A 25,046-nucleotide genomic window follows, 5' to 3' on the forward strand; every position below is an offset into this window, starting at 1 on the left:
GCCACCTTTCTGCGGAACCGGGGTGACGAGGGCGATCAGCCCTCGTGGGCGTTGAACATCGACTTGGCGTAGTTGATGCCGATGCCGTACGAGCCGCCCACCTTGCGCGCAATGCCGGTGGTCAGGTCGTAGGTCTCGCCGCGCGCCCAGTCGCGCTGCAGTTCCAGCAGGTACTGCAGCGAGGTCATCGGCTGCGCGCCGGCCTGCACCATGCGCTCGACGGCGCGCTCATGCGCCTCGGCCGAGACGTCGCCGCAGGCGTCGGTGATCACGTAGACCTCGAAGCCCTGGTCGATCGCCGACAGCGCCGGACCCACGATGCACACGCTGGTCCACAGGCCCGCCAGCACGATGCGCGGCTTGCCGATGCGGTTGATCTCCTCGATCACCGCCGCGTCTTCCCAGGTGTTCATCGAGGTGCGGTCCAGCAGCTTCTGGCCGGGGAAGGGCGCGGTGATCTCCTCGAACATCGGGCCGGAGAAGCTCTTCTCCGCGACCGTGGTCAGGATGGTCGACACGCCGAAGCCGGCGGCCGCCTGCGCCACCAGCGACGCGTTGGTGCGCAGCTCGTTGGCGGAGATCGAGTGCGTGGCGAAGGCCATCTGCGACTGGAAGTCGATCAGGACCAGCGTGTGGTCCTTGGGGTTCAGCAACTTGGCGCCGGGGGCGGCCTTGGCGATGGGGGTCATGGAACTCTCCGTCAGGGAATGGGGGAACGATCAGGACTTGGCGAACGCCAGCAGGTCGGCGTTGAGCTGGTCCTTGGCGGTGACCGCCAGGCCGTGGCTGCCGCCCTTGTAGACCTTGAGCGTCGCCTTGGGCGCCAGCTTCACGGACAGCTCGGCGGAATGGCCGATCGGGACGATCTGATCGTCATCGCCGTGGATGATCAGCGTGGGCACATCGATCTTCTTCAGGTCCTCGGTGAAGTCGGTTTCCGAGAACTGCTTGATGCAGTCGAACTGCGACGACAGCGAGCCCTGCATGCCCTGCAGCCAGAAGCTGTCGCGCGCGCCCTGCGACACGACGGCGCCGGGCCGGTTGGCGCCGAAGAAGGGCGTCGTCAGGTCCTTGTAGAACTGCGAGCGGTCCTTGCGCACGCCGTCGCGGATGCCGTCGAAGACGTCCTTGGGCAGGCCGTTCGGATACGCGGCGGACTTCATCATCGTCGGCGGCACGGCGCCGACCAGCACGACCTTGGCCACGCGCTGGGTGCCGTGACGGCCGACGTAGCGGGTGACCTCGCCGCCGCCGGTCGAGTGGCCGACCAGGATGGCGTCCTTGACGTCCAGCTTGTCGAGCACCGCGGCCAGATCGTCGGCGTAGGTGTCCATGTCGTTGCCGTTCCAGCTCTGGCTGGAGCGGCCATGACCGCGGCGGTCATGCGCGATCACGCGGAAGCCGTTCTGGCCGAGGAACAGCATCTGGTCTTCCCAGGCATCGCTGCTCAGCGGCCAGCCGTGCGAGAAGACGACCGGTCGGCCGCTGCCCCAGTCCTTGTAGAAGATCTCGGTACCGTCCTGGGTGGTGACGTAGCTCATGGGGGCTCCTGGCAGGGTGTGGGAATCACCCATCGTAGGAACCCACCGCCCCGTGGACCAGCCGCCGATGGCGCATCGGTCGCTCCCCCGTAAGAGGCAGGCCGGTGTGACGCCCGCGTTGCGGCCGGGGCCGGAAGGACTACCTGCGCGTCACAGCCGCATCACAGGCGCATCACAGCCGCAGGAGCCCGCGCTTGAGCGCGAGCACGACGGCATGCGTGCGGTCGCGCGCGTCGAGCTTGGACAGGATGGTCTTGACCCGCGCCTTGATGGTGTCCTCGGACAGCGACAGCTTGCCGCCGATCTCGCGGTTGCTCATGCCCTGGGCGATGTGCTCGAGCACGTCGATCTCACGACCCGACAGTTGCTCCTGGCCGGCGTGGGCGGCGATCTCCTGCGCGACCTCGTTGGGGATCCAGCGGTTGCCGCGGTGCACGGCGCGGATCGCGTCCAGCAGCTCGGTGCGCAGCTGCGTCTTCAGCAGATAGCCGCTGGCGCCCAGCTTCAGCGCCTGCCAGGCCTGGCCGTCGGACTTGAAGGTGGTCAGCACGATCACCCGCGCGGCCGGACTCAGCGCGCGCAGCCGCGCCAGCGCCTCCAGCCCGTCCATGCCCGGCATCTGGATGTCCATCAGCGTGACGTCGGGCCGCAGCCGCTCGAAGGCCTGCAGGCCGTTCCAGCCGTTGTCGGCCTCGCCCACCGGCGTCATGTCGGGCTGCTCGCCCAGCACCGCGGCGATGCCCTCCCGCATCAGCGGGTGGTCGTCGACCGTCAGGACGCGGATGGGATCGGACGCGGGCACCATGGCGGCGATCATAGGGGCGACCCCTCCCGGACGTCCCTCTTCCAGGGGGCCGATACCCTTTCGGGTAAACGTTGTCGACTCGACCGGGGCTATCGCGGTGCAGCATCGCTTCCGATGATCGGCGCAGTCTTCAGGGAAGCGCTTTCAAGCGTCTCCCGGCGCCGGCCTTCACGGTCCGCCCCTGCCCCTCACCGCCATTCAACGCCCCGGGAGCCGTCCATGTCCCTGATCGAGCGCCTCCATGCCGTCCCGGACGCCGTCCTCGACGCGATCGTCCTCCACCGCAATCCGCTGCTGCGCGCCGGCATCGCCGCCGCGCTGTCGCCGTTCTTCCGCGCCCACGACGCCGGGGACGACGCCGGCCTGATCGCCGAGTCCGGCGTGCTGCCGACGCTCCCCGCCGGACCGTCCGGCCGCGTCGAGCCGATCCGTCTCGTCGTCGCCGACCACGACGGGGCGCTGCAGGCGCTGGCCGGCCTGCCGCGCCGGGGCGCTCATGGCGCGCCAGGCACGCACGGTGGACAGCCCGCTCTCGGTGGACATGGCGGACATGGCGGACATGGCAGTTCCTTCGGCGGTGCTCCGGGCCCCCATTGGCTGGTCGTCAGTCCCGTGGTCCATGGCGGCCGGGTCCGTCAGGCGATGTCCGCGGGCGTGCTCGGGTATGTGCACGCCGCCTGCGCGCTGGAGGAGTTGCGCGACGCCGCGCGCGCCGTCGCCGCCGGTCGGCGCTACCTCTGCCGCACGGCGGCCGGCGCCGTCGCCGAAGGCTGGCTCGGCGACGACCTCACCCCCCGCGAGCGCGACGTGCTGCGCATGCTGTGCCTCGGGCTGGACAACAAGTCCATCGGCCTGCGGCTGGGCGTCGCGGCCGGCACGGTCAAGACGCATGTGAAGACGCTGCTGCAGAAGCTAGGCGCGCGCAGCCGCACCCAGGCCGCCACCGAGGCGCTGCGCCGCGGACTGCTCGAGGACGAGCCGCTGATCGACGATCCCTTCCCGTCTCCGGTGCGTGCGGCGCCGCGAGGATCGGCGCCGGCGCCAGTGCCGACGCTCTACGCGCTCCGGCCGCTGCCCGCGGCGTGAGCGGCGCGTGATCCGACGCTGGCTCGGACTGATCTTCGCGGCGGCGTGCCTGCTAGTCGCTGGCGGCACGCCGGCCCGTGCGGCCGGGGACGGCCTGCCGGATTTCTCCCACCGCTCGTGGACCGTCCGCGACGGCGCGCCGCCGGACGTGTGGACGCTGGGCGGCGGACGCGAGGGCGTGCTCTGGCTCGGCACCGGCATGGGCCTGTACCGCTTCGACGGCCTGCGCTTCGAGCGCTACCGGCCGGGCGATCCGTCCCTGCCGGCGCTCAACATCAACGCGCTGCTGGTCGACGACGACAGGACGCTCTGGGTCGGCCTGTTCGACGGCGGCGTGGTGCAGCTGCGCGAGGGTCAGGTCGTGCGTCACGGCGCCGCCCAGGGGCTGCCGGACGGCCGCGTGCTGCGTCTGGCGCGGGCATCGGGCGCCCTGTGGGCGGCGGCGGGCAAGGGCCTCGCGCGCTTCGACGGCCAGCGCTGGCATCGTGTCGGCGAGGCGCAGGGCTATCCGGAGCCCGGCGCCGAGTACCTGTTCCGCGACCGGCAGGGCACCTTGTGGGTCAGCTCCGGCGAACGCCTCTATCGACTGGCCGCCGGCGCCGAACGGTTCGAGTACACCGGCGTGTCCACGGGCCGCTCCGCCGTGATGACACAGGACGGTCAGGACCGGCTGTGGCTCGCGGATGGGCGCGGCGGCGTGCGGCCGCTGGGATTGCCGGGCTCGTGGCGCTCCTGGGCGACGTTGCCGGAGACGGCCCCGGCGCCCGGACCGGTGCGGGCCGACGATCTCGCTGCCGCGCCGTTCTCTCCCAGCGTGGTGTCCTCGCGCGACGGCCAGCCGCTCACGCGGGTCAAGCAGATGCTGTTCGCCAGCGACGGCGGGCTGTGGGTGACGGTCAACGGGCGCGGCGTGTTCCGCACCGACGCCGCAGACACCGCGCGCCTGCTGGCGGGGGAGCAGCTCGACTGGTCCCGCGGGCAGTGGTTCACCGTCGCCGATGGACTGGGATCGTCGATCACCGTCCCGCTGCTGGAGAGCGACGACGGCGAGATCTGGGTCGGCACCAACGTCGGCGTGAGCAGCCTGCGCCAGCACCGCATCCAGCGCGTCACGCGGCTGGAGGACGCGGCCTCGACCGGCTTCAGCGTGCAGCCGGACGGCAGCGGCGTGCTGCTGTCGAGTTCCTCCGCGAGCTGGCGCGTCGACCCGCCCGGTGGCGCGGTACGCGAGAACGGCGTCGATCCCCGGCCCCTGTCGCGGCGTCCGGCCACGCAGGCCGTGCGGGCGACCGACGGTTCGCTCTGGCTGTGGGACGACGAGGCGCTCTGGCGCTCGCCACCAGGCGGGCGCTGGGCGCGTTGGGACCTGCCGCTGCCGGCCGGCACGCGGGCCGCCGCGCAGGCCATGGCCGCTGATCCGACCGGCGGCCTGTGGCTGTCATTGCGGGACATCGGCGTTTTCCATGCGACGCGCGCAGGCCTGGAACGCGTCAAGGACGGTGAGCTGAACGGTGTCCCGCCGGCCGCGCTGGCGGTCGATGCCGACGGCGCCGTCTGGTTCGGCCACGACGGCGTGCTCACGGGCATCGACGATCGCGGCCAGCGTCTGCGCTTCGGCCCCGCACAAGGCTTGCGCACGGGCCGCATCCTCACGGTGATCAACACCCGTCACGGCCTGGTCGTCGCCGGCGAGAACGGCGTCGCGCTCGGAGGCGGCGGTCGAGACGGTCGTTTCGCCACGATCACGCTGGACCGCGATCCCGCCTTCGGGCGGGTGTCCGGCATCGTCGAGTCCTTCGACGGGGATCTCTGGCTCAACGGCGCCCGCGGGCTCGTGCGGCTGGCCGCGGCGGACGTACCGTCGCTGTTCGTCGAATCGGCCCATCCGCTGAGTTACCAACTGCTGGACGCGGCCGACGGCTTGCCGGGCATCGCGCGGCAGGCTTCGGCGACGCCCACCGCGGTGCGCGATGCCCGCGGGCGTCTGTGGTTCGTGACCAACCTCGGCGTGGTCTGGCTGGATCCGGCGACGACGAAGCGCAGCGCGCGCGAGGTCGGCGTCGACGTGCAGGCGCTGATGGCCGGTGGACAGGACTATCCGGCCGCGCAGGGTCAGGAGTTGCCTCAGGGGACGACCGTGCTGACGCTGCGGTACGCCGCGCGCGTGCTGAGCAAGGCCGAACAGGTCCGCTACCGCTTCCGGCTGGTCGGCGTCGATGCCGACTGGCGCGACGCCGGCACCCTGCGGGAGGCGACCTACGCCAACCTCGGTCCCGGCGATTACCGCTTCGAAGTGCTCGCCTCGAATCCGGACGGCCTCTGGAGCCGCCAGCCGACGGTGCTGGCCTTCCGCATCGCACCGATGCTCCACCAGCATCCGGCCTTCCGGTGGGCCGTGGCGCTGGCGCTGATCGTGGCCGTCTGGGGTGGGTACCGGTTGCGGGTGAGATCGCTGCAGGCCCGGCTGCGGCTGCGTCTGGCCGATCGTCATCGCGAGCGGGAACGCATTGCGCGCGACCTGCACGACACCCTGCTGCAGGGCTTCCAGGGCTTGCTGCTGGGCCTGGACGCGAGCGTGCGGCGCGTCGCCGACGCGGCGCTGCGGCACAAGATGGAACGGGACCTGACGCGCGCCGAGGCGCTGCTCGCCGAAGGACGCGACCGCGTCGGGCAGCTCCGGCAGCGCATCGACGACGAGGACGCCGCCGAGCGCGAGGGCAACGGCGACGATGACGGAAGCGGAGGCGACGGAGGCAGGGACGGCGACGGTGGCGGCGCGGGCGACGATGGCCGGAGCCATGACCGATGGATCGCCCGGCTGGCGCGCGCCGGACAGGATCTGATCCGTCCGCCGGGCCAGTTCCGGATGCGGGTGAGCGGGACGCCGCGCGCCTTGCCGGCGGCGATGGAAGACGAGCTGCTGCTGATCGCGCGCGAAGGCCTGACCAACGCCGACCGCCATGCGCGCGCGACGGAGGTGACGCTGGAACTCGACTACCGGGCCGAGGCGGTGACGCTGACGGTGCGCGACAACGGCATCGGGCTGGCGCCGGACTGGGCGTCGCGCCAGATGCGCGGCGGGCGATACGGCATGTGCGGGATGCGCGAGCGGGCGCGATTGATGGACGCCGGCTTCGCGGTGCGCAGCGTGCCGGGCGCCGGCACCGAGCTGGTGCTGCGCGTGGCTGACGCGCGACAGGGCGGTTGGCGGGAGCGCTGGCGGCAGGCGCGCGCGCCGGTCTCCCCGTGAAGTCCCGGAGGGCCAGGGCAAAACCCGCTCCCTAGAATCCGCGCCGTCGGAGTTCGACGCTTTACGGGGGAAGAGAGATGAAGAAGTTCGCCGCGCTGTCCGCGCTTTGCCTGTCCTTGACTGCCGCGCTGCCGGCCTTCGCCGATCCGGCGCCGGTGCCCGACACCGCGCAGGCGCAATCGCTGCGCGACGCCGTCCGCGCCGACCGCAAGGGCGTCGTGCTGAAGGCGCTGGCCCTGGACGAGGCGCAGACCAAGAAATTCGTGCCGATCTACGAGGCCTACGAGCGCGAGCTCGCCACGCTGAACCGCCAGTTCACCCGCATGTCGGTGGAGTACGTGCAGATCGGCGAGAAGCCCAACAACGCGCAGTCGAAGTACTTCTCGCGCGGCTACCTCGGCTACGTCGACGCGGAGCAGAAGCTCTACAAGAAGTACCACCCGCGCGTGGTCAAGGCGATCGGTGAAGTGGGCGCCGCCCGCTTCCTGTCCGTGGAGCGCCGCATCCGCGCCCTGCAGGACTACGACCTCTGGATCTAAGCTCGACCTGAGCTCGCATTGAGCTGATGCTGAGCTCGCAATGGGCTCGCAATGGGCTCGCAATGGGCTCGCATCGGTCATCGGTCTCTCGACTCCCTCTCCCGCTTGCGGGAGAGGGCAGGGGTGAGGGCCAGCAGCCTCACGCATGAACCGGACGGCTGACTGCCGAGTCCGCTGGCCCTCACCCCCACCCTCTCCCGCAAGCGGGAGAGGGAGCAAGAAGGGGCAAGGCGGATCTCAGATCCAGCCGAGGTCGATGGCGCGCAGGACCGCCTGCGTGCGGTCCCGGACGCCCATCTTCGCGAACACCGCGGAGCAGTGGTTCTTGATCACGCCCTCGCTGTTGCCCAGCAGCGCGGCGATCTCGGTGTTGCTGCGGCCGCTGGCCACCAGACGCAGCACCTGAAGTTCCTTCGGGCTGAGCGTCTCGGGCTCCGGCGTCGCCGCGAAGGCACGCTCGACCGGCGCGCGTTCCATACGCTCGGTCAGCAGCGGCCGCAGCGCGGTCGATCCGCCCACCACGTCGCGCAGCGCCTGCACCAGCGTGTCCGGGCTGATCGCCTTCAGCAGGAAGCCTCGCGCCCCGGCCCGCACGGCCTCGTCGAACGCCGCCGTGTCGTCGAAGGTCGTCAGCAGCACCACCGGGATCTTCAACGCCCGCGCCGCCAGCGCGCGGATCAGCCCGATCCCGTCCAGCCGCGGCATGCGCATGTCCGACAGGATCACGTCGGGCTGCTCGCGCGCCAGCAGCTCCAGCGCCTCCGCGCCGTCCGACGCCTCGCCGATCAGGCGGATGTCGTCGTGCAGCGCCAGCAGGCCCTTGAGGCCCTCGCGCACCAGTTGCTGGTCTTCCACCAGCAGCAGCTTGATCGTGTTCTCGCTCATGTCGTCTCCTTCCCTGGATGGCGCCGGCCCGCTTCAGGCACGCCGAGGGCAATTCAATTCGATCAGGAATCCGGGGTGATGCCGCAGCACCTGCATCGTCCCGCCCAACTCGGCCATGCGCTCCTGCATGCCCTTGAGGCCGTTGCCCTCGCGCAGCTTGCGCGTGCCCCGGCCATTGTCGTCAACCCGCACCCGCACCTGGGAAGCGGCTTCCACCGCCTCCAGCGTCACCCGCACGTGCGTGGCGCCGGCATGGCGCACGGCGTTCGTCACCGCTTCCTGCACGCAGCGCAGCAGCGCATGCGCGCAGCGCGGCGTCAGGTCTTGCGCGACCGGGTCCAGCGCCAGCTCGATCTGCGTGCTGGCGATGCCGTCCGCCAGCGTGCGCAGCGCCGCCTCGAGGTTGATGCGCTGGCTCTCCCGCTCGCGCGAGACCGCGGCGCGGACCTCCGCCAGCAGCCCCGCCGCGCCCAGCTTGGCCTTCTCCACCGCCTGCGCCGCGCCCGGCTCGTCGTGGCGCTTGAGCAGCGCCTCGCTGAGCTGCAGGTGCAGGTTGAGCGCGGTCAGGTGGTGCCCCATCACGTCGTGCAGCTCGCGCGCCATGTGCAGGCGCTCGGCGTAGCGCAGCTGCTCGATCTGCAGGCGCTCGCCGGATTCCTTCTCCGCCAGCATCGCCTGGAACCAGCGCCGGCGCTCGCCTTCCGCGGCGGCCAGCCGACCCAGGCCGAAAGCCATCCCGTGCAGCGCCACCATCGACATCGACAGCCCCACGCTGTTCAGCCACCACGGCATGTCGGGCTGGATCTGTTCCAGCCGTTGCGCCTCGCTGGGCAGCAGCCAGTACAGCGCGACGTTGATGACGACCTGCGCCAGCGCGAAGTTGAAGGCGCGACGCACGTTGAGCAGCAGCGCCGCCAGCACGGTGACCAGGAAGGGGAGCCCCGGCGTCACCAGCAGCGCCAGGAAGTTGAGCAGCACCACCCGCGACAGCGCGTTGCGCGGCGGCAGGTCCAGGTGTTGCTGGCGCGCCAGGCGCCAGAAGTGCCACGCGAACACCATGACCAGCGCCAGGCAGGTGAGCACGAAGGGCGCGTCGTGCGTGGTGCCGCCGGTGCGGCGGTAGAGGCTGGCCAGGACCCCGTCGTAGGGCTCCGTCTGGTTGCCCATCAGGCCCCAGATGGCCGAGCCCAGCTCCAGCAGGCAGATCGCCAGGGCGGCCACGCGCAGCACGAAGGCGGGCTGGGCGATGCGGGCGAGCAGACGATCGAGGGGGCGATCCAAGGGGGCGATCCAGACAAGGCCGACACGGCGACAGGATGCCAGCGTGCCACAGGCGACGTCCGGCAGGGAAGCTGCGCATTGTCAGGGGACACCCGCGGGGCGCCGGCGCCCATGCGACGAGTGCCCCGAATCGCTGGATGAATTGCGGGCGGTCGGTCCGGCCGGACACGTGGCCAGACGCAGGGCCGGGTGCGCGGCCGGACGCCTACGCGATCGCCTCCGCGATCACCCCGCCGCCCAGGCAGACCTCGCCGTCGTAGAGCACGGCGCTCTGGCCCGGCGTCACCGCCCATTGCGCCTGCGGGAAGTCCAGCCGGATGCTGCCTTCCCCCGGCTCACCCGGCGTCATCGCGCAGGCGGCGTCGGCCTGCCGGTAGCGCGTCTTGGCGCCGAAGCCGCCGAAGGCCGGCGCCTCGTCCGTCCAGCTCAGGTCCTGCGCGACCAGGCCGCGGCTCTGCAGCAGCGGGTGGTCGTGGCCCTGGACGACGACCAGCGTGTTGGTCTCCAGGTCCTTGCGGGCGACGAACCACGGCGCGTGCTCGCCGCCGCCGCGCGGCGCGCCCTTCTCCTTGATGCCGCCTATGCCCAGGCCCTGGCGCTGGCCCAGCGTGTAGAACGACAGGCCGACGTGCTCGCCCACCTTGCGGCCGCGGTCGTCCTTGATCGGACCGGGCTTCTGGGAGAGGTAGCGGTTGAGGAACTCGCGGAACGGGCGCTCGCCGATGAAGCAGATGCCGGTCGAGTCCTTCTTCTTCGCGTTGGGCAGGCCGATCTCCTCGGCGATGCGGCGGACCTCGGTCTTGGGCAGGTCGCCGACCGGGAACATCGTCTTCTGCAGTTGCGCCTGGTTGAGCCGGTGCAGGAAGTAGCTCTGGTCCTTCAGCGGATCCAGCCCCTTGAGCAGCTGCACGCGGCCGTCGACCTCGCGCACCCGGGCGTAGTGGCCGGTGGCGATCTTCTCCGCGCCCAGGCGCATCGCGTGATCGAGGAAGGCCTTGAACTTGATCTCGGCGTTGCACAGCACGTCCGGGTTGGGCGTGCGGCCGGCCTGGTACTCGCGCAGGAACTCGGCGAAGACGCGGTCCTTGTACTCGGCGGCGAAGTTGACGTGCTCGATCTCGATGCCGATGACGTCCGCCACGGCGGCCGCATCGACGAAGTCGATGTTGGAGGAGCAGTACTCGCTGTCGTCGTCGTCTTCCCAGTTCTTCATGAAGATGCCGACGACCTCGTGCCCGGCCTGCTTCAGCAGCCAGGCCGTCACGGCGGAATCAACGCCGCCGGACAGGCCGACGACGACGCGTTGCTTCTTGGGAGTCATGGGGCGGCATTGTCCCAAAGGTCGGCATCACCCGTCCCGCGCGGGGTCGGCCGAGCGCCAGAAGGGCCCGTCGGCCCGCCGTCAATCCCCCCGGATGTGTGTCAGGGATGGCTGACAAGGGATTGCGCCTATCCCGACAGGCGCTCGCGGCAACGCCGACTCCACCGCCGCCCGACGCGGGAAGAAACTGGATGAAACAGGGAGCAGACCATGAACGTAGTCCTCGTCGACGGATCCATCACGGCACGGGCGCAATGGCGGGCATTGCTCGCGCGGGAGCGCGGCATCCACGTGGCGGGGGAGGCCGGGTGCGAGCAGTCCGCCATCGAAGCCATCGTGCAGCTGCAGCCGGACGTGGTGCTGATGGACCTGGCGCTGCAGCCGGGCAGCGGGCTGCGGGTGCTGAGGGCGATCCGGCAACTGGGCATCGGCGCGCGCATCATCGTGGTCACGAACAGCTATTACGAGGAGATGCGGCGCGCCTGCGCGGAGCACGGCCTCTCGGGCTTCTTCGACAAAGGCACGCAGACCGACGAGGCGCTGGCGATGCTGCGCGGCTGGCGCGCACCGATGCCGGCCGACGAGGACGAACGCCAGGCCGCCGTGGACGGGCTGGACCTGCCCTCGCGGGTGCACGTCGCCTTCGACGAACTGGCCGACCTCGCCTGCGACATCAGCGGCGGCGCGATGGCGGCCGTGAGCCTGGTCGACGGCGATCAGCTGCGCTTCATCGGCGCCTCGGGCTTCACCCTGCGTCTGATGCCGCGCGCACGCGGCTTCTGCGCGCACGTGATGCATCACGGCGGGCTGCAGGAAGTGCCCGACACCTGGCACGACGCGCGCTTCGTCGACCATCCGCTGGTGCAGGGCGCGCCTTACGTGCGCTTCTATGCGTCGGTGCCGCTGTCGCTGTCGACCGGCGAAGTGGTCGGCAGCCTGTGCGTGATGGACCGGCTGCCGCGGCGCCTGCGCGAGCGTCAGCGCGAATCGCTGACCACGCTGGCGCGCTGCGCCGTCAACGAGCTGGAAGCCTGCCGTCGCGCGCCGCGCCACAGCGCGCAGGCGATGAGCGCGGCCATGACGCTCTGAACGCGCGGCGAGGATCGCCGCCGTGCAGCGCGACGGGCCCTTCGGGGCCCCTCGTCATGGCTGGCCGCTCATTGCGGCCAGGCCCTGGGCGCGTAGAGCGACGGATGGCCGCTCACCGCCTCGATCGGCAGGCGCCGGCCGGCGGCGTGATCCTCGATGCACTGCAGGATCAGCGGGCTGCGGTGGCGGTCCTGGCTGGCGCGGATCTCGTCCAGCGTCAGCCACAGCGTGCGCTGGATGGGCTCGTCGAACGGACGGCCCGGGATCTGCTCGCCCACCCGGCCGGTGAAGGCCAGCCGGACGTAGGTGACGTCGTCCTTTCGGTCGGGACGCAGGAAGCGCGACATGTAGACGCCGAGGAAGGCGTCCGGCGTGAACGGCCGGGCGGTTTCCTCGAGGACTTCGCGGATGACGGCGTCGATCGCGGACTCCGCCTGCTCCAGATGGCCGGCGGGGTTGTTCAGCAGCAGGCCGTCGCGGGTGAGTTCCTCGACCAGCAGGTAGCGGCCCTCCTGTTCGATCACGGCGGCGACGGTGACGCTGGGCTTGAATCGTTCGGTCATTGGTCCTTCCTGGGAGGGCGGCGCGAGCCGCGGCGCCAATGCCGGGAGCGGCCACCTCGGTGGGTGCGGGCCGCATTGTGAACGCCGAAAATGAAAAACCTCGGCATGCCGGGGTCTTGTCATCGGGACAGGGGATCAGCGACGACCGCGGTCGTGGTCGTCCCGGTCGCGGTCGGGACCGCGTCCGTGGTCGCGGTCATGGTCGGGTCCCCGGCCATGGTCCCGGTCCGGCCCACGATCAGGACCCCGGCCGTGGCCGTGATCGTGGTCGTCACGCCAGTCGCGGCGGCCGTCCGGACGCCAGCGGTACTCGGTGTGCTCGCGGCGGTACTGCGGCGCGTAGACGTCGCGGTACCAGGTCTCGCGGACGAAATACACCGGGCGGCCGCAGGCGTTGTAGCGTCCGCAGTAACGCGCCCAGTTCTTCTGGTGGCCCGGGGGCACCATCAGGTAGACCGCGGGTTCCGGCGCGGGGACGCGCTGGACCAGCACCGGCCGTTCGTACACGACCTGCGGCCGGACGTTGCCGATGTCGATCTGCCCGTAGAAGCCCGGCTCGCCGATGCTCACGGACACGCCCACGTCGGCTGCCCGGGAAGCCATCGGCACCAGGGCCGCGATCGCCAACGCACTGCTGAAAACCATCTTCTTGATCATGGGGTGACTCCTTTCGGGGGTCATTGAACGCCTCCATTTAACGCCGCTTTCACCCCTTCGGACGACCGCTGTTCACTACTCGAAACAGCATTGCGGGGACGTTGCGTTCGGGTTGCCTTCGGGTTGCGGACCTGCACCGCCCTGGTGAAAACCCCTGTCGCGGGCGAGCCTCGCCCAGGGCGGTCCCCCGTTAAGCTCGCCCGGACCCTGAATCGGACGGAGGACCTCCAGATGCTGATCGGTGTGCCGCTGGAAACTGCGGCGGGAGAGACGCGCGTCGCCGCGACGCCGGAAACCGTCAAGAAGCTCGTCGCGCAGGGCCATGTGCTGCGCGTGGAGCAAGGCGCGGGCCTGAACGCCAGCGCCACCGACGAGGCCTACGCCGCCGCGGGCGCGGAGATCGTCGGCCGGGAGGCCGCCTTCGGCGCCGACCTGGTGCTCAAGGTCCGGTCGCCGGATCCCGGCGAACTCCCGCTGTTCAAGCCCGGCGCGGTGCTGGTCGGCATGCTGAATCCGTTCGACCGCGACGGCCTCGAACGCCTGGCCGGGGCCCGCCTCACCGCCTTCGCGCTGGAGGCCGCGCCGCGGACCTCCCGCGCGCAGAGCATGGATGTGCTGTCCAGCCAGGCCAACATCGCCGGCTACAAGGCCGTGATGCTGGGCGCGTTCCACTACCAGCGCCTGTTCCCGATGCTGATGACCGCCGCCGGCACGATCAAGGCCGCGCGAGTCGTCGTGCTCGGGGTCGGTGTCGCCGGCCTGCAGGCGATCGCGACGGCCAAGCGGCTGGGCGCGGTGATCGAGGCGTCGGACGTGCGGCCCGCCGTCAAGGAACAGGTCGAGTCGCTGGGCGCCAAGTTCATCGACGTGCCCTACGAGACCGACGAGGAACGCGAGGCCGCCGTCGGTGTCGGCGGCTACGCGCGCCCGATGCCGACGAGCTGGCTGCAGCGCCAGCAGGTCGAGGTCGCCAAGCGCGTGGCGCAGGCCGACGTCGTCATCACCACCGCGCTGATCCCCGGCCGCCCCGCGCCGGTGCTGGTCACCGAGGAGATGGTCCGCGCGATGAAGCCCGGCTCCGTGATCGTCGACATCGCCGCGCCCGCCGGCGGCAACTGCCCGCTCACCGAGCCCGGCCGGACGGTCCGCAAGCACGGCGTCACGCTGGTCGGCGAGACCAACCTGCCGGCGCTGGTCGCGGCGGACTCGTCCTCGCTCTACGCGCGCAACCTGCTGGACTTCCTCAAGCTGGTGCTGACGAAGGAGGGCGGCTTCGCGCTGCCGGCCGACGACGACATCGTGACCGCCTGCCTCGTCGCGCACGAGGGCCAGGTGTTGCGCAAGGCCTGACCCCCGGATCCTCGATCCCCCGTTTCCCTGTTCCCCTGTTCCCCTGTTCCCCTGGAAGGAGCTCTCCGCATGGACGCCGTCTCCCCCACCCTGATCAACCTGACGATCTTCGTGCTGGCCATCTACGTCGGCTACCACGTCGTCTGGACCGTCACGCCCGCGCTGCACACGCCGCTGATGGCCGTGACGAACGCGATCTCCGCCATCGTCATCGTCGGCGCGATGCTCGCGGCCGCGCTCACCGAGACCACGCTCGGCAAGGGCCTGGGCACCTTCGCCGTCGCGCTCGCGGCGGTCAACGTCTTCGGCGGTTTCCTCGTCACGCGGCGGATGCTGGAGATGTTCAAGAAGAAGGAGCGCAAGGTCCCCGCCGAGGGCAAGGGCACGGGCAAGGGCGACGGGGCCGGCAACAACGCGACGAAGGGCTGATGCCATGTCGATGAACCTGGTCACCCTGCTGTACCTGATCGCGAGCGTCTGCTTCATCCAGGCGTTGAAGGGGCTGTCGCATCCGACGACCTCCATCCGCGGCAACCTCTTCGGCATGGTCGGCATGACCATCGCCGTGCTCACGACCGGCGCGCTCATCCTCAAGCTCGCCGGCGGACAGACGCTGGGCCTGGGCTACGTGCTCGGCGGCCTGGTCATCGGCGGCGGCATCGGCGCGGTCATGGCGCAGCGCGTCGAGATGACCAAGATGCCGGAGCTGGTCGCCTTCATGCACAGCATGATCGGCCTGGCCGCCGTGTGCATCGCCGGCGCCGCGGTCGTGGAGCCGCACGCCTTCGCCATCGCGCCGCGCGGCGAGCCCATCCCCGGCGGCAACCGCATCGAGCTCGCGCTCGGCTGCTTCATCGGCGCGGTGACCTTCTCGGGCTCGGTGATCGCCTTCGGCAAGCTCAGCGGCAAGTACAAGTTCCGGCTGTTCCAGGGCGCGCCCGTGACCTTCCCCGGCCAGCACTGGCTGAACGCGATCCTCGGCCTGGCCGCCGCGTTCTTCCTCTTCGGCTTCTGGCATTCGCAGAGTTCGACGGACTTCATCCTCGTCGCGCTGCTGGGCTTCGCGCTCGGCGTGCTGCTGATCATCCCGATCGGCGGCGCCGACATGCCGGTGGTCGTGTCCATGCTCAACAGCTACTCGGGCTGGGCGGCGGCGGGCATCGGCTTCTCGCTCAACAACAGCATGCTGATCATCGCGGGATCGCTGGTGGGCAGCTCGGGCGCGATCCTGAGCTACATCATGTGCAAGGCGATGAACCGCTCGTTCTTCAACGTGATCCTGGGCGGCTTCGGCGCGGAGGCCGGCGCGGCCGCCGTGACCACGCAGCAGCGCAACGTCAAGAGCGGCAGCGCGGACGACGCCGCCTTCATCCTCGGCAACGCGGAGAGCGTGATCATCGTCCCCGGCTACGGCCTGGCGGTGGCCCGCGCGCAGCACGCGGTGAAGGAGCTGGCGCAGAAGCTGATCGACAAGGGCGTGACCGTCCGCTACGCGATCCACCCGGTCGCCGGCCGCATGCCGGGCCACATGAACGTGCTGCTCGCCGAGGCCGAGGTGCCCTACGACCAGGTGCACGAGATGGAGGACATCAACGCCGAGTTCGGGCAGACCGACGTCGCGATCATCCTCGGCGCGAACGACGTGGTGAACCCGGCGGCGCTGCAGAAGGGCAGTCCGATCTTCGGCATGCCCATCCTCGAGGCGTACAAGGCGCGAACCATCATCGTCAACAAGCGGTCGATGGCGGCGGGCTACGCGGGCCTGGACAACGAGCTGTTCTACATGGACAAGACCATGATGGTCTTCGGTGATGCAAAGAAGGTTGTCGAAGACATGCTGAAGGCTGTCGAATAGCCTATTTGCTGGGCGGACCGCGCGCGTTCGCGGTCATCTTCCAGCTTTATCGGTAGATGGCCTACCGACTTGGGTGGAAGCGGTCGTCATCGACAGCAAATCAAGGCTGATGCGGACCGCGGCTGACACGAAGAGACTGGGCGATCCTTCTCTTTGCTGTGTCCAAGATGTCCGCCAACCCAATCCTGTTGTCTGGCGCGCCTGCGCCGCTCCCTTCGAATGGCATTCCTCTGGCAGAGGTGCACAAACGACCTGCCCGCCCTGACGAGGATGAACGTGGGGACCAGGCGGCTGCCGCCGAGTCCGGCAGCGCCCCACCGGAGACGCCCGCGGCCAGCCCATCGGACATCGCGGCCAGTCCGGGTGTCGCGGCGAACCCGGACGTTGCCGCAGCAACGGAAGCCAGCGCCGGTCCGGCCGGGGAACTCCCCGCCGCCGCCTCCGCCAGTGACGAGCCTCACCGCGACCACGCGTCCGCGATGCTGGCCGCGGGTCTCGGTCTGCTCGGCATCGGCGGCGCGGCGGGTCTGGCGGGCGCGTCTTCCGCGCCTTCCCTGGCCGCCTCGAAGCCCATCGGCGTGATCGATCCGCCGAACACCGATCATCCCAAGTCGGATCCCCTCGTGCCGGAACAGAAGCCGGACCCGGGCGCATCGAAGCCGGGTGCGGATCAGCCCTCGGCGGACCACCCGCCGCCGGACCAGTCCCACACGGGGCAGCCTCAACAGCAGGACCCGGGACCCACGAACGCCGGCCCGTCGAACCCCGACCCCGCGCAGCCCACGGGCACCGATCATCAGCCGCCCGCGCAGCCTGGCGGCACGGATCAACCCCCGCCTGTCCATGTGCCGGTCGCGCCGACGCTGGCGCTCGCCTCCGACACCGGGGTCAGCGCCCAGGACCACATCACCTCCTCGGGCTCGGTGAACGTCTCGGGCCTGGAGGCGGGAGCGACGATCGAGATCAGCCTGGACGGGGGCAAGACCTGGACCCCGCACGGCGGCGACGCGCAGTTGCCGGAGGCGCTGTTCGGCGCCGACGGGGCGAAGCATCTGCAGGTCAGGCAGGTCGACGCGCAGGGCCATGAGGGCGCCGTCGCCGATCTGTCGTTCCAGCTCGACCGGACGGCGCCGGACGCCCCGCACTGGGCGATGCCGGCCGGCAAGCCGGCCTTGGGCGCGGCGGATGTCGTGGCGGTCCAGGGGATCGAGGACGGCGCCCTGCTGGCGTACCGGATCGATGGCAGGGAATGGGCACCCCTGGACAGCCATCAACTCCCGGCCACGGTGTTCAACAGCGATGGTGCGCACGCTTTGGCGTTGCGGCAGACCGACCTGGCGGGCAACGTCGGCCAGGCCGCCGAGATCCCGGTGGCCGTCGATCTGACGCCGCCGCGGATCTCGCCCGACGCGATCGCCATCGGCACCGAATACCCGGGGAACTGGCGCAACGCCTCGCGCTCGACCAACGCCGACTTCTCCCTCGACTACCGGGTCAATGGGGGCGAATGGAAATCCCCGGGAAGCCTCGACCTGTCGCAGGAGGGCCATTACCGGCTGGAGGTGCGCGACACCGACGCGGCGGGCAATCAGAGCACCCTGGCCCGCGAACTGACCATCGACAACACGCCGCCGGCCAAACTCAGCCTCGAACTGACCAACGACAACGGCAGCAGCCGCACCGACAAGATCTCCGGCGACCTGAACCTGAAGGTCGTCGGCCTCGAGCCGGGCGCCACCTGGACCTTCAGCAACGGCATCAGCCACATCGCCAACGTCGGCAGCGGCGACAGCATTCCGATGTCCGCGCTGGGCCTCGATCCGTCGGGCGGGCAGCAGTTGTCGCGGGTGGGCGTGGAGCAGCGGGATGAAGCGGGCAATCTCGGGCCGCACACCGTCGTGGACTTCATCTACGACCCCTCCCTGGGCACCGGCGTTTTCCACGTGTGACGCTCGCTCCCGGGCCCGCGCCCCCTAGGTCCGAGGTGTCGCTCAGACCTTCGATGACCTAGCATCTGCCGCGGCCGGCCCCTTGGGGAGCCGGCCGTTCCCGTTCATGTGCTGCGTGGGGGCGACTTGGCGGTTTTCACCCGATCGATGGAGGCCCGTCCGGCAACGGCGACGGTGTCCATCCAGCGGCTCGCGCTGCTGGTGGCGCTGCCGCTGCTGCTGCTGGTCGCCGTCCATCTGTTCTCCCAGCAGTACGGCACGGCGACGCCTGCCCAGGTGCTGCGCCTGAGCGAGGCGCGGCTGCTCCAGGGCGATGCCCGCGATCCTGCGCAGGTGCCCGGCGCGTTGCCGGGCGCGCGCCTGCCAGCCGCCCCGGACTCGCCCGGACCCGCCGCGTCCGCCCTCGCGTCCCGGCCGATGAATCCGACGGCCACCCCGACGCCGCTGCCGTCGACCATGCCCAGCACGCCCACCGTGCCCCTCGCGCCGGGCCACGTGGTCGCGCTCCCCGTCCAGATCCACGACACCGACGCGCCGGGGCCGCTCTGGTTCGCGCTCGATTTCCGGCTGGACCGGCCCGCCGAGGCGCCGTACTGGCTGGTGATCCAGCATCGGCCCGCGGCGACGGTCTTCCTGGACGGCCAGCTCATCGCGACCTCCAGTCCCGGCAGCGGTTATGCGGCGGAGGACGAGGACGACCTCGCGCAGCGCGGCCTGCTGCTCGCGGGCCGCCGCCTGCAGGTCAGCATCCCGCCGGCTATGCTGCCGGCCGGCGAGCATCGGCTCAGCCTGCGACTGGCGCGTCCGGGCTTCGAAGGCGCGGGACTGTCCGCGCCGCTGCTGGGCCCGTCCACGCAGATCCGCGCGCTGCAGGAGGGGCGCCGCTTCTGGCAGGTGATCCGCGTCACGACGGCGCTGGCCGGCCTCGTGATCGGCGCCTTCATGCTGATGGTCTGGCTCGCGCTGCGCCAGGAATGGCTGTACGGCGTCACCGGCCTGTTCTGCCTGTGCACCGCGCTGCTGCTGTCGCCCTACCTGCTCAACGGGGCGCTGTTCCCCGCGCCATGGTGGCGGGTGACGCTGGACCTGGCCGACGTGCTGTCGAAGGCGGGGCTGCTGTTCCTGGTCGCGCGACTCTCGGGGAGCGGCGCGCGCTGGTCGGAGAAGATGGCCGTCGCCTACCTGGTGCTGGGCACCGTGATCGACGGCGCCGCCGCCTTCCTGGGCTGGAGCTGGACCGATTTCCATCACCCCTGGCCGTGGTGGGCGCTCGGCAGCCGCGCGGTCGTGCTAGGCGCCGCCGCCGTGCTGGCCGCCCGCGCCGCGCTGGCGTCCGAGCGCGGCGCCCATCTGGTCGGCGCCTGTGCGGTGGCCTTGTCGGCCTGGGTCTGGCTCTATGTGAGCTGGTTCGCGCTGGTGCTGTCCAGACAGATGAGCGTGGTCGACATCAACGTCGTCGGGCACGCCGTGCTGATCGCGATCGCCGGCGTGGCGCTGCAGCGGCGCTTCGTCGGTTCGCTGCGCGACGAGGCGATGGCGCGCATCCGGCTCGAACAGGCGCTCGATGCGCGCACGCGCGAGCTGCAGGATCGCTGGGAGGACCTGCAGGACAGCGAGCGTCAGCGCACCGCCGCGCAGGAACGCGAGCGCCTGCTGCAGGAGATGCACGACGGCCTGGGCTCGCAGCTCGTGACCGCGCGGTTGTGCGCGGAGCGCGGCGTGAGTTCGCAGTCGCTGGTCGGCCTGCTCGACGAGTGCATCCGCGAGATGCGCCTGACCGTCGACGCGCTCGCCGTCACGGACGGGGACCTCACGCTGCTGCTCGCCAACCTGCGGCACCGGATGGCGCCGCGGCTGCAGGACGCCGGCCTCGAGCTCGACTGGCAACTGACCGACATCCCGCTGCTGCCGACCCTGCGCGGCACCGGCGGCCGCGAGTTGATCCGCATCGTGCAGGAGGCGCTCAGCAACGTCATCCACCATGCCGGTGCCACGCGGGTCCGCTTCTCGACGCGCGTGGACGAGGCGCGGGGGCAGGTCTTGCTGTCCATCGTCGACAACGGGCGCGGCATGGCGCCCGACCTGCGCCAGGGCAACGGCCTGCGCGGCATGCGCCGCCGCGCCGAGCGGATCTCGGCCGACATCGACTGGCGCGCGCCGGAAGAGGCGCCGGTCGAGGGCGGCACCGAACTGCTGCTGTGGTTGCCGCTGCGCATCGCGCCCTGACACGTTCCCGGCGCGTTCCCTCTGCGCTTCCGATGCGTTCTGGAGTCATCTCTCCACTTTGTGCGGTCTATCGAATCCCCTGATGGGGCGCCGATGGCGATCGGCGAGAATCCGCGCCGTACCTTGGAGACAGAACAATGGAGAAGAACTGGCTGAAGCACTATCCGGCGGGAGTGCCTGCCGAGATCGATGCGGACGTCTATCCCTCGCTCGTCGAGCTGATGGAAGCGGCGTTCAAGCAGTTCCCGGAACGCCCCGCGTACAAGATGCTGGGCAAGTCGATCAGCTTCGCGCAGATCGACGAGGCCTCGCGCGCGTTCGCCGCGTACCTGCAGGGCCTGGGTCTGGAGAAGGGCGATCGCGTCGCGATCATGATGCCCAACATGCCGCAATATCCGGTGGCCGTCGCGGCGGTGCTGCGCGCCGGCTTCGTCGTGGTCAACGTCAATCCGCTGTACACGCCGCGCGAGCTGGAGCACCAGCTCAAGGACGCCGGCGCGAAGGCGATCGTCATCGTCGAGAACTTCGCCGCCACGCTGCAGCAGGTGCTCGCGAACGTGCCGACCAAGCACATCGTCCTGGCGGCGATGGGCGACATGCTCGGCTTCGCCAAGGGCATGGTCGTCAACTACGTCGTGCGCAAGGTCAAGAAGCTGGTGCCGCCGTTCGAGCTGCCCTCGGCGGTGCGCTTCAACGACGCGGTCGCCAAGGGCCGCGGACAGGCCTACAAGCGTCCGACGGTCGGTCCCAACGACATCGCGGTGCTGCAGTACACCGGCGGCACGACCGGCGTCTCCAAGGGCGCGGTGCTGCTGCATCGCAACCTGGTGGCCAACACGCTGCAGTGCGAGGCCTGGTACCAGCCCGCGCTGAAGAAGAAGCCCGCCGATGAGCAGCTGATGAGCGTCTGCGCGCTGCCGCTGTATCACATCTTCGGTTTCACGACCAACCTGATGCTGTCGATGCGCGTGGGCGGCTGCAACGTGCTGATCCCCAATCCGCGCGACCTGCCCGCGGTGTTCAAGGAACTCAGCCGCCACAAGATCCACAGCCTGCCGGCGGTCAACACGCTCTTCATGGCGATGGCCAACCACGCGCAGTTCAACACCGTGGACTGGAGCGGCCTGGTGATCTCGGTCGGAGGCGGCATGGCCGTGCAGCAGGCGACGGCGCGGCTGTGGCTGGAGAAGACCGGCTGCCCGATCGTCGAAGGCTACGGCCTGTCGGAGACCTCGCCGGTCGCGTGCTGCAACCCGACGGACAGCACGGCCTACACCGGCTCGATCGGTCTGCCGCTGTCCGGCACCGAGGTGACGCTGCTCGACGACGACGGCAACGAAGTGCCGTCCGGCAGCGCCGGCGAGATCGCGATCCGCGGCCCGCAGGTGATGGCGGGCTACTGGCAGCGGCCGGACGAGACCGCCAAGGTCATGACGTCCGACGGTTACTTCCGCACCGGCGACATCGGCACGGTGGACGAGCGCGGCTTCTTCCGGATCGTCGACCGCAAGAAGGACATGATCCTGGTCAGCGGTTTCAACGTCTATCCGAACGAGATCGAGGACGTGCTGACCCAGATGCCGGGCGTGGCCGAATGCGCCGCGGTCGGCGTGCCCGACGAGAAGGCCGGCGAGGCGGTGAAGGTCGTGATCGTGCGCCGCAACCCGGCGCTGACCGAAGCCGACGTGAAGGCCTTCTGCGAGGCCAACCTCACCGGCTACAAGCGCCCCCGGATCATCGAGTTCCGGACCGAACTGCCAAAAACGCCAGTGGGCAAGGTGCTGCGTCGTGAATTGCGCGACAAGAAGTAGCAGTCGGTAGCAGTTTTAGGGATTGCACTTGGGCGAAACCCGCCCTTGACACCCTAAAGTTCGCCCTCCTGAGGAGGAGGCAAGGCCGTGCTCGAAGAACGCTACGAAAAAACAGAGGCCGGGAGGGCGGAAATCAAGTCGCGCGCGCTGGTGCAAGCGCGGGTGGCCCGCAACCTGCTGCTGGTGATCGACGCCAGCAAGACCGGCGGCGATTGGGTGGGGGTGGTGCAAGGCGCCGCGGCCACCGATCTCGAACTGCTGGTGCAGCATCAACTCGTCAAGGTGACCGCCGGCGCGCCGCTGTCGCGGCCCATGGGGCCGTCGTCGATCGCGACCCCGATGGGATCGGGTGCGCCGTCGTCGCGCATGAGCGGGGCCTCGGCCTCGCGGCCCGCGCCGTCGCGGCTGGCGGGCGCGCCGACCTCGTCGCTGCCCTACCAGGAGCTGTACACGGCGCTGAGCACCTTCGCCAAGCAGCAGGGGCTGCTGAAGGGCTACAAGATCGCGCTGGAAGTCGAGCAGTGTGCCGACATGGGTCAGCTGACGACGCTGGCGCTGGACATCATCGACCGCGTGCGCGCGGCCAAGGGCGACGCCGCGGCGCACGAACTGCGTGCGACACTGGGCTTCAACTGAACCGGACCGCCTGACCTCCTGGAGGCGGTCCTTCCATTGTTGGGAGCCCCTCCATGTCCACGTCCTACCGTGTTGCGGTGCTGGTCGGCAGCCTGCGCAAGGCGTCGTTCAACCGCAAGCTGGCCCTCGCGCTGGCCAACATCGCCCCTGCTGAGCTGAAGCTCGAGATCGTCGAGATCGGCGCGCTGCCCTTCTACAACGAGGACGACGCGGCCGAGCCGCCGGCGGCGTGGGTCGAATTCCGCAATGCGGTGAAGTCCGCCGACGCGGTGCTCTTCGTGAGCCCCGAATACAACCGCTCCATCCCCGGCGCGCTGAAGAATGCGCTGGACGTGGGATCGCGGCCGTACGGCCAGAGCGCCTTCGACGGCAAGCCGGCGGCGGTGTTCACCTTGTCGCCGGGCGCGCTGGGCGGCTTCGGCGCGAACCACCATCTGCGCCAGGTGCTGGCCTGCCTGAACACGCCGCTGCTGCCGTCGCCGGAGGTCTACCTTGGCGGCGCGGCCGACATGTTCAAGGACGACGGCAGCTTCGCGAAGCCGGAGACGGAAGCCTTCCTGCGCAAGGTCCTGACGACCTTCGCGGCCTGGGTGGGCAAGCACAAGGGGTGAACGTTGGCGGCGAGGTTGTTTGTCGAGCAGCCGCTGGGTGCGGCGGGGCTCGACGCTGAATTGGCGCTGCCCTCCGGGGCGGCGCGCCATGTGCAGGTGCTGCGGCTGCAGCCGGGGGACGAGGTCACCTTGTTCGACGGCAGCGGGGACGAGTGGACCGCGGCGGTCACGGCGATGGGGCGCAGCGAGGTCCGCGTCGCGCTGAAGTCGCGTCAGGCGGTCGATCGCGAGCTCAAGCGTGCGGTGACGCTGGCTGTCGTGATGCCGGCCAACGACCGGATGGACGGCATCGTGGAGAAGGCCTGCGAGCTCGGCGCAGTGGCGATCCAACCGCTGATGAGCGAGCGCTCCGTGCTGCGCCTCAACGGCGAGCGCGCGGACAAGAAGCGCGCGCACTGGCAAGGCGTCGCGATCGCGGCCGCCGAGCAGTGTGGACGCGCCAAGCCCTTGCAGGTTGCGCCGGTGAAGACGCTGGCGGCGTGGCTCTCGGAGCTTCCCGCCGATGCCGACGAGCAGCGCTGGCTGCTGAGCCCGGTGGCCGCGCAGCCCTTGTCGGCACTGACGTCGTCATCGACCGATGCGCAGCGCATCACGGTCCTCAGCGGCCCCGAAGGCGGCCTCAGCGAGGCCGAGGAACAGTCCGCCCGCTCACGCGGATTCAGCGCTGCGAAGCTCGGTCCGAGGATCTTGCGCGCTGACACCGCTCCGCTCGCAGTGCTCGGCTGGCTGGCTCTCAGCGAGGCCTGAGGGCCTGTTCGGGCCGCCTGCGAATTCGGCCAGAAGCTCGTCGAAGAACTCGTTGGCGGGGCGACCAAGCCCGTTCTTTGAGTCTTCGATGCCCTTATCGAGCATGGCTTTGAAGGCCTCCAACTCGGCCTGCTGTTGAAGCAGGCCATCGAGTCGCTGCCCCTTGAACGCGTCTGGGTAGACGCCCGGACAGACGAGCGGAGTTTCCCAATCTTTCGGGTTTGGCACGAGGTTCTCCCTTCTTCGAAGCAATCACTCCCATGCAGCGAGGAACGCAACGTTGTCCCTCGATGTATGGAGGACGTAGAGCACGTCTACGGTGTTCTCCTCTTCGAACACGCGATAGATGATTTGATAGTTGCCGTGGATCCGACGGCGGAGTCCTGAGCGGGCATAGCGGGCAATCACCGGGAATGAATCGCCCATTTGGGCCAGCCCCTCGATCTTGTCGAGCAGCTCGCGGACGAAGCTACTAGCCCGTCGCTGATTCCTCGCGGCGATGTACTTGCGTATCGACAGGAGATCCGACTGCGCCTCCACGTGGAGGCACACCTTCATGCTTTGAAGTCGCCTTCGGGATCGAGGCCGGCGAGGATGGTCTTGCGAGCGTCCTCGAAGGGGATGTACTGATCGCGTGGTGACGCCAGCCGACGCGCGAGCTCATCATCCAGCGCGCGCAACTTCGCTTCCCGCCAACCCTTCAGTTCCTCACTCTCGCGCAGCACCTGCGTGCGCGACGAATACTTTCCGCTCTCAATCAGATTCAGCACGATGGCCTCCAATTCGGGTCCCAGATCTGCGTGAATCATCTCGGTCATTCCCTCGAAAAGAAATCGCATCGACG

23 protein-coding genes are annotated in these 25,046 nt (G+C 69.9%); 13 read left to right on the forward strand and 10 right to left on the reverse strand.

Annotated features, from left to right (window positions below):
• Positions 1-35: 35 nt before the first annotated feature.
• From ABE85_RS23965 to ABE85_RS23975, 3 genes are all read right to left on the reverse strand, one after another.
• Entirely contained in the window at positions 36-689 is a 654-nt protein-coding gene (locus ABE85_RS23965) for a hydrolase (RefSeq protein ID WP_197507140.1), read from the reverse strand.
• A 30-nt stretch (positions 690-719) separates the two neighbouring features.
• A complete protein-coding gene (locus ABE85_RS23970; protein WP_067280749.1) occupies positions 720-1,541 on the reverse strand; it encodes an alpha/beta fold hydrolase in 822 nt (273 codons plus the stop codon).
• 172 nt (positions 1,542-1,713) lie between these two features.
• Positions 1,714-2,346: a response regulator transcription factor gene (locus tag ABE85_RS23975; protein WP_197507142.1), complete on the reverse strand. Its 633-nt coding sequence runs from the start codon at positions 2,344-2,346 to the stop codon at positions 1,714-1,716.
• Between the two features lie 219 nt (positions 2,347-2,565).
• On the opposite strand from ABE85_RS23975, the gene ABE85_RS23980 reads away from it, so the two are divergent.
• The 3 genes from ABE85_RS23980 to ABE85_RS23990 all read left to right on the forward strand — a co-directional run bounded on the left by ABE85_RS23980 (position 2,566) and on the right by ABE85_RS23990 (position 7,221).
• On the forward strand, positions 2,566-3,432 hold the full coding sequence (locus tag ABE85_RS23980; RefSeq protein WP_067280754.1) for a response regulator transcription factor: 867 nt from the start codon (positions 2,566-2,568) through the stop codon (positions 3,430-3,432).
• Positions 3,433-3,439: 7 nt separating this feature from the next.
• Positions 3,440-6,682, forward strand: coding sequence for a sensor histidine kinase (locus ABE85_RS23985; RefSeq protein WP_157522848.1), 3,243 nt, complete (start codon positions 3,440-3,442; stop codon positions 6,680-6,682).
• Positions 6,683-6,759: 77 nt separating this feature from the next.
• A complete protein-coding gene (locus tag ABE85_RS23990) occupies positions 6,760-7,221 on the forward strand; it encodes a hypothetical protein (RefSeq protein ID WP_067280759.1) in 462 nt (153 codons plus the stop codon).
• Between the two features lie 237 nt (positions 7,222-7,458).
• Here the strand turns inward: ABE85_RS23990 and ABE85_RS23995 are convergent, their stop codons facing one another.
• The 3 genes from ABE85_RS23995 to mnmA all read right to left on the reverse strand — a co-directional run bounded on the left by ABE85_RS23995 (position 7,459) and on the right by mnmA (position 10,708).
• Entirely contained in the window at positions 7,459-8,106 is a 648-nt protein-coding gene (locus ABE85_RS23995) for a response regulator transcription factor (protein WP_067280760.1), read from the reverse strand.
• 33 nt (positions 8,107-8,139) lie between these two features.
• A complete protein-coding gene (locus ABE85_RS24000; protein ID WP_067280762.1) occupies positions 8,140-9,387 on the reverse strand; it encodes a sensor histidine kinase in 1,248 nt (415 codons plus the stop codon).
• Positions 9,388-9,592: 205 nt separating this feature from the next.
• Positions 9,593-10,708: a tRNA 2-thiouridine(34) synthase MnmA gene (gene mnmA, locus ABE85_RS24005; protein WP_067280765.1), complete on the reverse strand. Its 1,116-nt coding sequence runs from the start codon at positions 10,706-10,708 to the stop codon at positions 9,593-9,595.
• A 210-nt stretch (positions 10,709-10,918) separates the two neighbouring features.
• Here mnmA and ABE85_RS24010 point away from each other — a divergent pair, with 210 nt between their 5' ends.
• Entirely contained in the window at positions 10,919-11,797 is an 879-nt protein-coding gene (locus ABE85_RS24010; RefSeq protein ID WP_082938902.1) for a response regulator, read from the forward strand.
• Positions 11,798-11,865: 68 nt separating this feature from the next.
• Here ABE85_RS24010 and ABE85_RS24015 read toward each other — a convergent pair whose 3' ends face one another.
• Together ABE85_RS24015 and ABE85_RS24020 are read right to left on the reverse strand one after the other, a co-directional pair.
• The gene (locus tag ABE85_RS24015; protein WP_067280770.1) at positions 11,866-12,360 is read right to left on the reverse strand and encodes an NUDIX hydrolase; all 495 of its coding nucleotides are present in this window, start codon (positions 12,358-12,360) and stop codon (positions 11,866-11,868) included.
• Between the two features lie 135 nt (positions 12,361-12,495).
• The gene (locus tag ABE85_RS24020; RefSeq protein WP_067280774.1) at positions 12,496-13,017 is read right to left on the reverse strand and encodes a hypothetical protein; all 522 of its coding nucleotides are present in this window, start codon (positions 13,015-13,017) and stop codon (positions 12,496-12,498) included.
• A gap of 231 nt (positions 13,018-13,248) precedes the next feature.
• On the opposite strand from ABE85_RS24020, the gene ABE85_RS24025 reads away from it, so the two are divergent.
• The 9 genes from ABE85_RS24025 (at position 13,249) to ABE85_RS24065 (ending at position 24,202) form a co-directional block, all read left to right on the forward strand.
• Positions 13,249-14,367, forward strand: a complete 1,119-nt coding sequence (locus tag ABE85_RS24025; RefSeq protein ID WP_067280777.1) for a Re/Si-specific NAD(P)(+) transhydrogenase subunit alpha — start codon at positions 13,249-13,251, stop codon at positions 14,365-14,367.
• A 69-nt stretch (positions 14,368-14,436) separates the two neighbouring features.
• Positions 14,437-14,796, forward strand: coding sequence for an NAD(P) transhydrogenase subunit alpha (locus ABE85_RS24030; RefSeq protein WP_067280782.1), 360 nt, complete (start codon positions 14,437-14,439; stop codon positions 14,794-14,796).
• 4 nt (positions 14,797-14,800) lie between these two features.
• Positions 14,801-16,222 carry an NAD(P)(+) transhydrogenase (Re/Si-specific) subunit beta gene (locus tag ABE85_RS24035; protein WP_067280785.1) on the forward strand — a complete coding sequence of 474 codons (1,422 nt, stop codon included), beginning with the start codon at positions 14,801-14,803 and terminating at the stop codon, positions 16,220-16,222.
• Between the two features lie 239 nt (positions 16,223-16,461).
• A complete protein-coding gene (locus tag ABE85_RS24040; protein WP_157522851.1) occupies positions 16,462-18,171 on the forward strand; it encodes an Ig-like domain-containing protein in 1,710 nt (569 codons plus the stop codon).
• Positions 18,172-18,297: 126 nt separating this feature from the next.
• On the forward strand, positions 18,298-20,397 hold the full coding sequence (locus ABE85_RS24045; RefSeq protein WP_157522854.1) for a sensor histidine kinase: 2,100 nt from the start codon (positions 18,298-18,300) through the stop codon (positions 20,395-20,397).
• Between the two features lie 137 nt (positions 20,398-20,534).
• Positions 20,535-22,208, forward strand: a complete 1,674-nt coding sequence (locus tag ABE85_RS24050; protein ID WP_067280796.1) for a long-chain-fatty-acid--CoA ligase — start codon at positions 20,535-20,537, stop codon at positions 22,206-22,208.
• Positions 22,209-22,295: 87 nt separating this feature from the next.
• Positions 22,296-22,844: a hypothetical protein gene (locus ABE85_RS24055; RefSeq protein ID WP_067280800.1), complete on the forward strand. Its 549-nt coding sequence runs from the start codon at positions 22,296-22,298 to the stop codon at positions 22,842-22,844.
• 53 nt (positions 22,845-22,897) lie between these two features.
• The gene (locus tag ABE85_RS24060) at positions 22,898-23,455 is read left to right on the forward strand and encodes an NADPH-dependent FMN reductase (RefSeq protein WP_067280803.1); all 558 of its coding nucleotides are present in this window, start codon (positions 22,898-22,900) and stop codon (positions 23,453-23,455) included.
• A 15-nt stretch (positions 23,456-23,470) separates the two neighbouring features.
• Complete coding sequence (locus ABE85_RS24065) at positions 23,471-24,202, forward strand: 16S rRNA (uracil(1498)-N(3))-methyltransferase (RefSeq protein WP_067280806.1); 732 nt, start codon at positions 23,471-23,473, stop codon at positions 24,200-24,202.
• 252 nt (positions 24,203-24,454) lie between these two features.
• Here the strand turns inward: ABE85_RS24065 and ABE85_RS24070 are convergent, their stop codons facing one another.
• Positions 24,455-24,760: a type II toxin-antitoxin system RelE/ParE family toxin gene (locus ABE85_RS24070; RefSeq protein ID WP_067280808.1), complete on the reverse strand. Its 306-nt coding sequence runs from the start codon at positions 24,758-24,760 to the stop codon at positions 24,455-24,457.
• Complete coding sequence (locus tag ABE85_RS24075; RefSeq protein ID WP_157522857.1) at positions 24,757-25,041, reverse strand: type II toxin-antitoxin system ParD family antitoxin; 285 nt, start codon at positions 25,039-25,041, stop codon at positions 24,757-24,759. The genes ABE85_RS24070 and ABE85_RS24075 overlap by 4 nt, the downstream gene beginning before the upstream one ends.
• Between the last annotated feature and the right edge of the window lie 5 nt (positions 25,042-25,046).

Origin of the sequence: Mitsuaria sp. 7, from assembly GCF_001653795.1 — a bacterium.
Lineage (GTDB): Bacteria > Pseudomonadota > Gammaproteobacteria > Burkholderiales > Burkholderiaceae_C > Roseateles.

Bases quoted from the DNA above. Each gene is read 5' to 3' on its own strand.
- ABE85_RS23965 (WP_197507140.1), bottom strand. From the start codon at position 689: ATGACCCCCATCGCCAAGGCCGCCCCCGGCGCCAAGTTGCTGAACCCC.
- ABE85_RS23970 (WP_067280749.1), bottom strand. From the start codon at position 1,541: ATGAGCTACGTCACCACCCAGGACGGTACCGAGATCTTCTACAAGGAC.
- ABE85_RS23975 (WP_197507142.1), bottom strand. From the start codon at position 2,346: ATGGTGCCCGCGTCCGATCCCATCCGCGTCCTGACGGTCGACGACCAC.
- ABE85_RS23980 (WP_067280754.1), top strand. From the start codon at position 2,566: ATGTCCCTGATCGAGCGCCTCCATGCCGTCCCGGACGCCGTCCTCGAC.
- ABE85_RS23990 (WP_067280759.1), top strand. From the start codon at position 6,760: ATGAAGAAGTTCGCCGCGCTGTCCGCGCTTTGCCTGTCCTTGACTGCC.
- ABE85_RS23995 (WP_067280760.1), bottom strand. From the start codon at position 8,106: ATGAGCGAGAACACGATCAAGCTGCTGCTGGTGGAAGACCAGCAACTG.
- mnmA (WP_067280765.1), bottom strand. From the start codon at position 10,708: ATGACTCCCAAGAAGCAACGCGTCGTCGTCGGCCTGTCCGGCGGCGTT.
- ABE85_RS24010 (WP_082938902.1), top strand. From the start codon at position 10,919: ATGAACGTAGTCCTCGTCGACGGATCCATCACGGCACGGGCGCAATGG.
- ABE85_RS24015 (WP_067280770.1), bottom strand. From the start codon at position 12,360: ATGACCGAACGATTCAAGCCCAGCGTCACCGTCGCCGCCGTGATCGAA.
- ABE85_RS24020 (WP_067280774.1), bottom strand. From the start codon at position 13,017: ATGATCAAGAAGATGGTTTTCAGCAGTGCGTTGGCGATCGCGGCCCTG.
- ABE85_RS24025 (WP_067280777.1), top strand. From the start codon at position 13,249: ATGCTGATCGGTGTGCCGCTGGAAACTGCGGCGGGAGAGACGCGCGTC.
- ABE85_RS24030 (WP_067280782.1), top strand. From the start codon at position 14,437: ATGGACGCCGTCTCCCCCACCCTGATCAACCTGACGATCTTCGTGCTG.
- ABE85_RS24035 (WP_067280785.1), top strand. From the start codon at position 14,801: ATGTCGATGAACCTGGTCACCCTGCTGTACCTGATCGCGAGCGTCTGC.
- ABE85_RS24050 (WP_067280796.1), top strand. From the start codon at position 20,535: ATGGAGAAGAACTGGCTGAAGCACTATCCGGCGGGAGTGCCTGCCGAG.
- ABE85_RS24060 (WP_067280803.1), top strand. From the start codon at position 22,898: ATGTCCACGTCCTACCGTGTTGCGGTGCTGGTCGGCAGCCTGCGCAAG.
- ABE85_RS24070 (WP_067280808.1), bottom strand. From the start codon at position 24,760: ATGAAGGTGTGCCTCCACGTGGAGGCGCAGTCGGATCTCCTGTCGATA.
- ABE85_RS24075 (WP_157522857.1), bottom strand. From the start codon at position 25,041: ATGCGATTTCTTTTCGAGGGAATGACCGAGATGATTCACGCAGATCTG.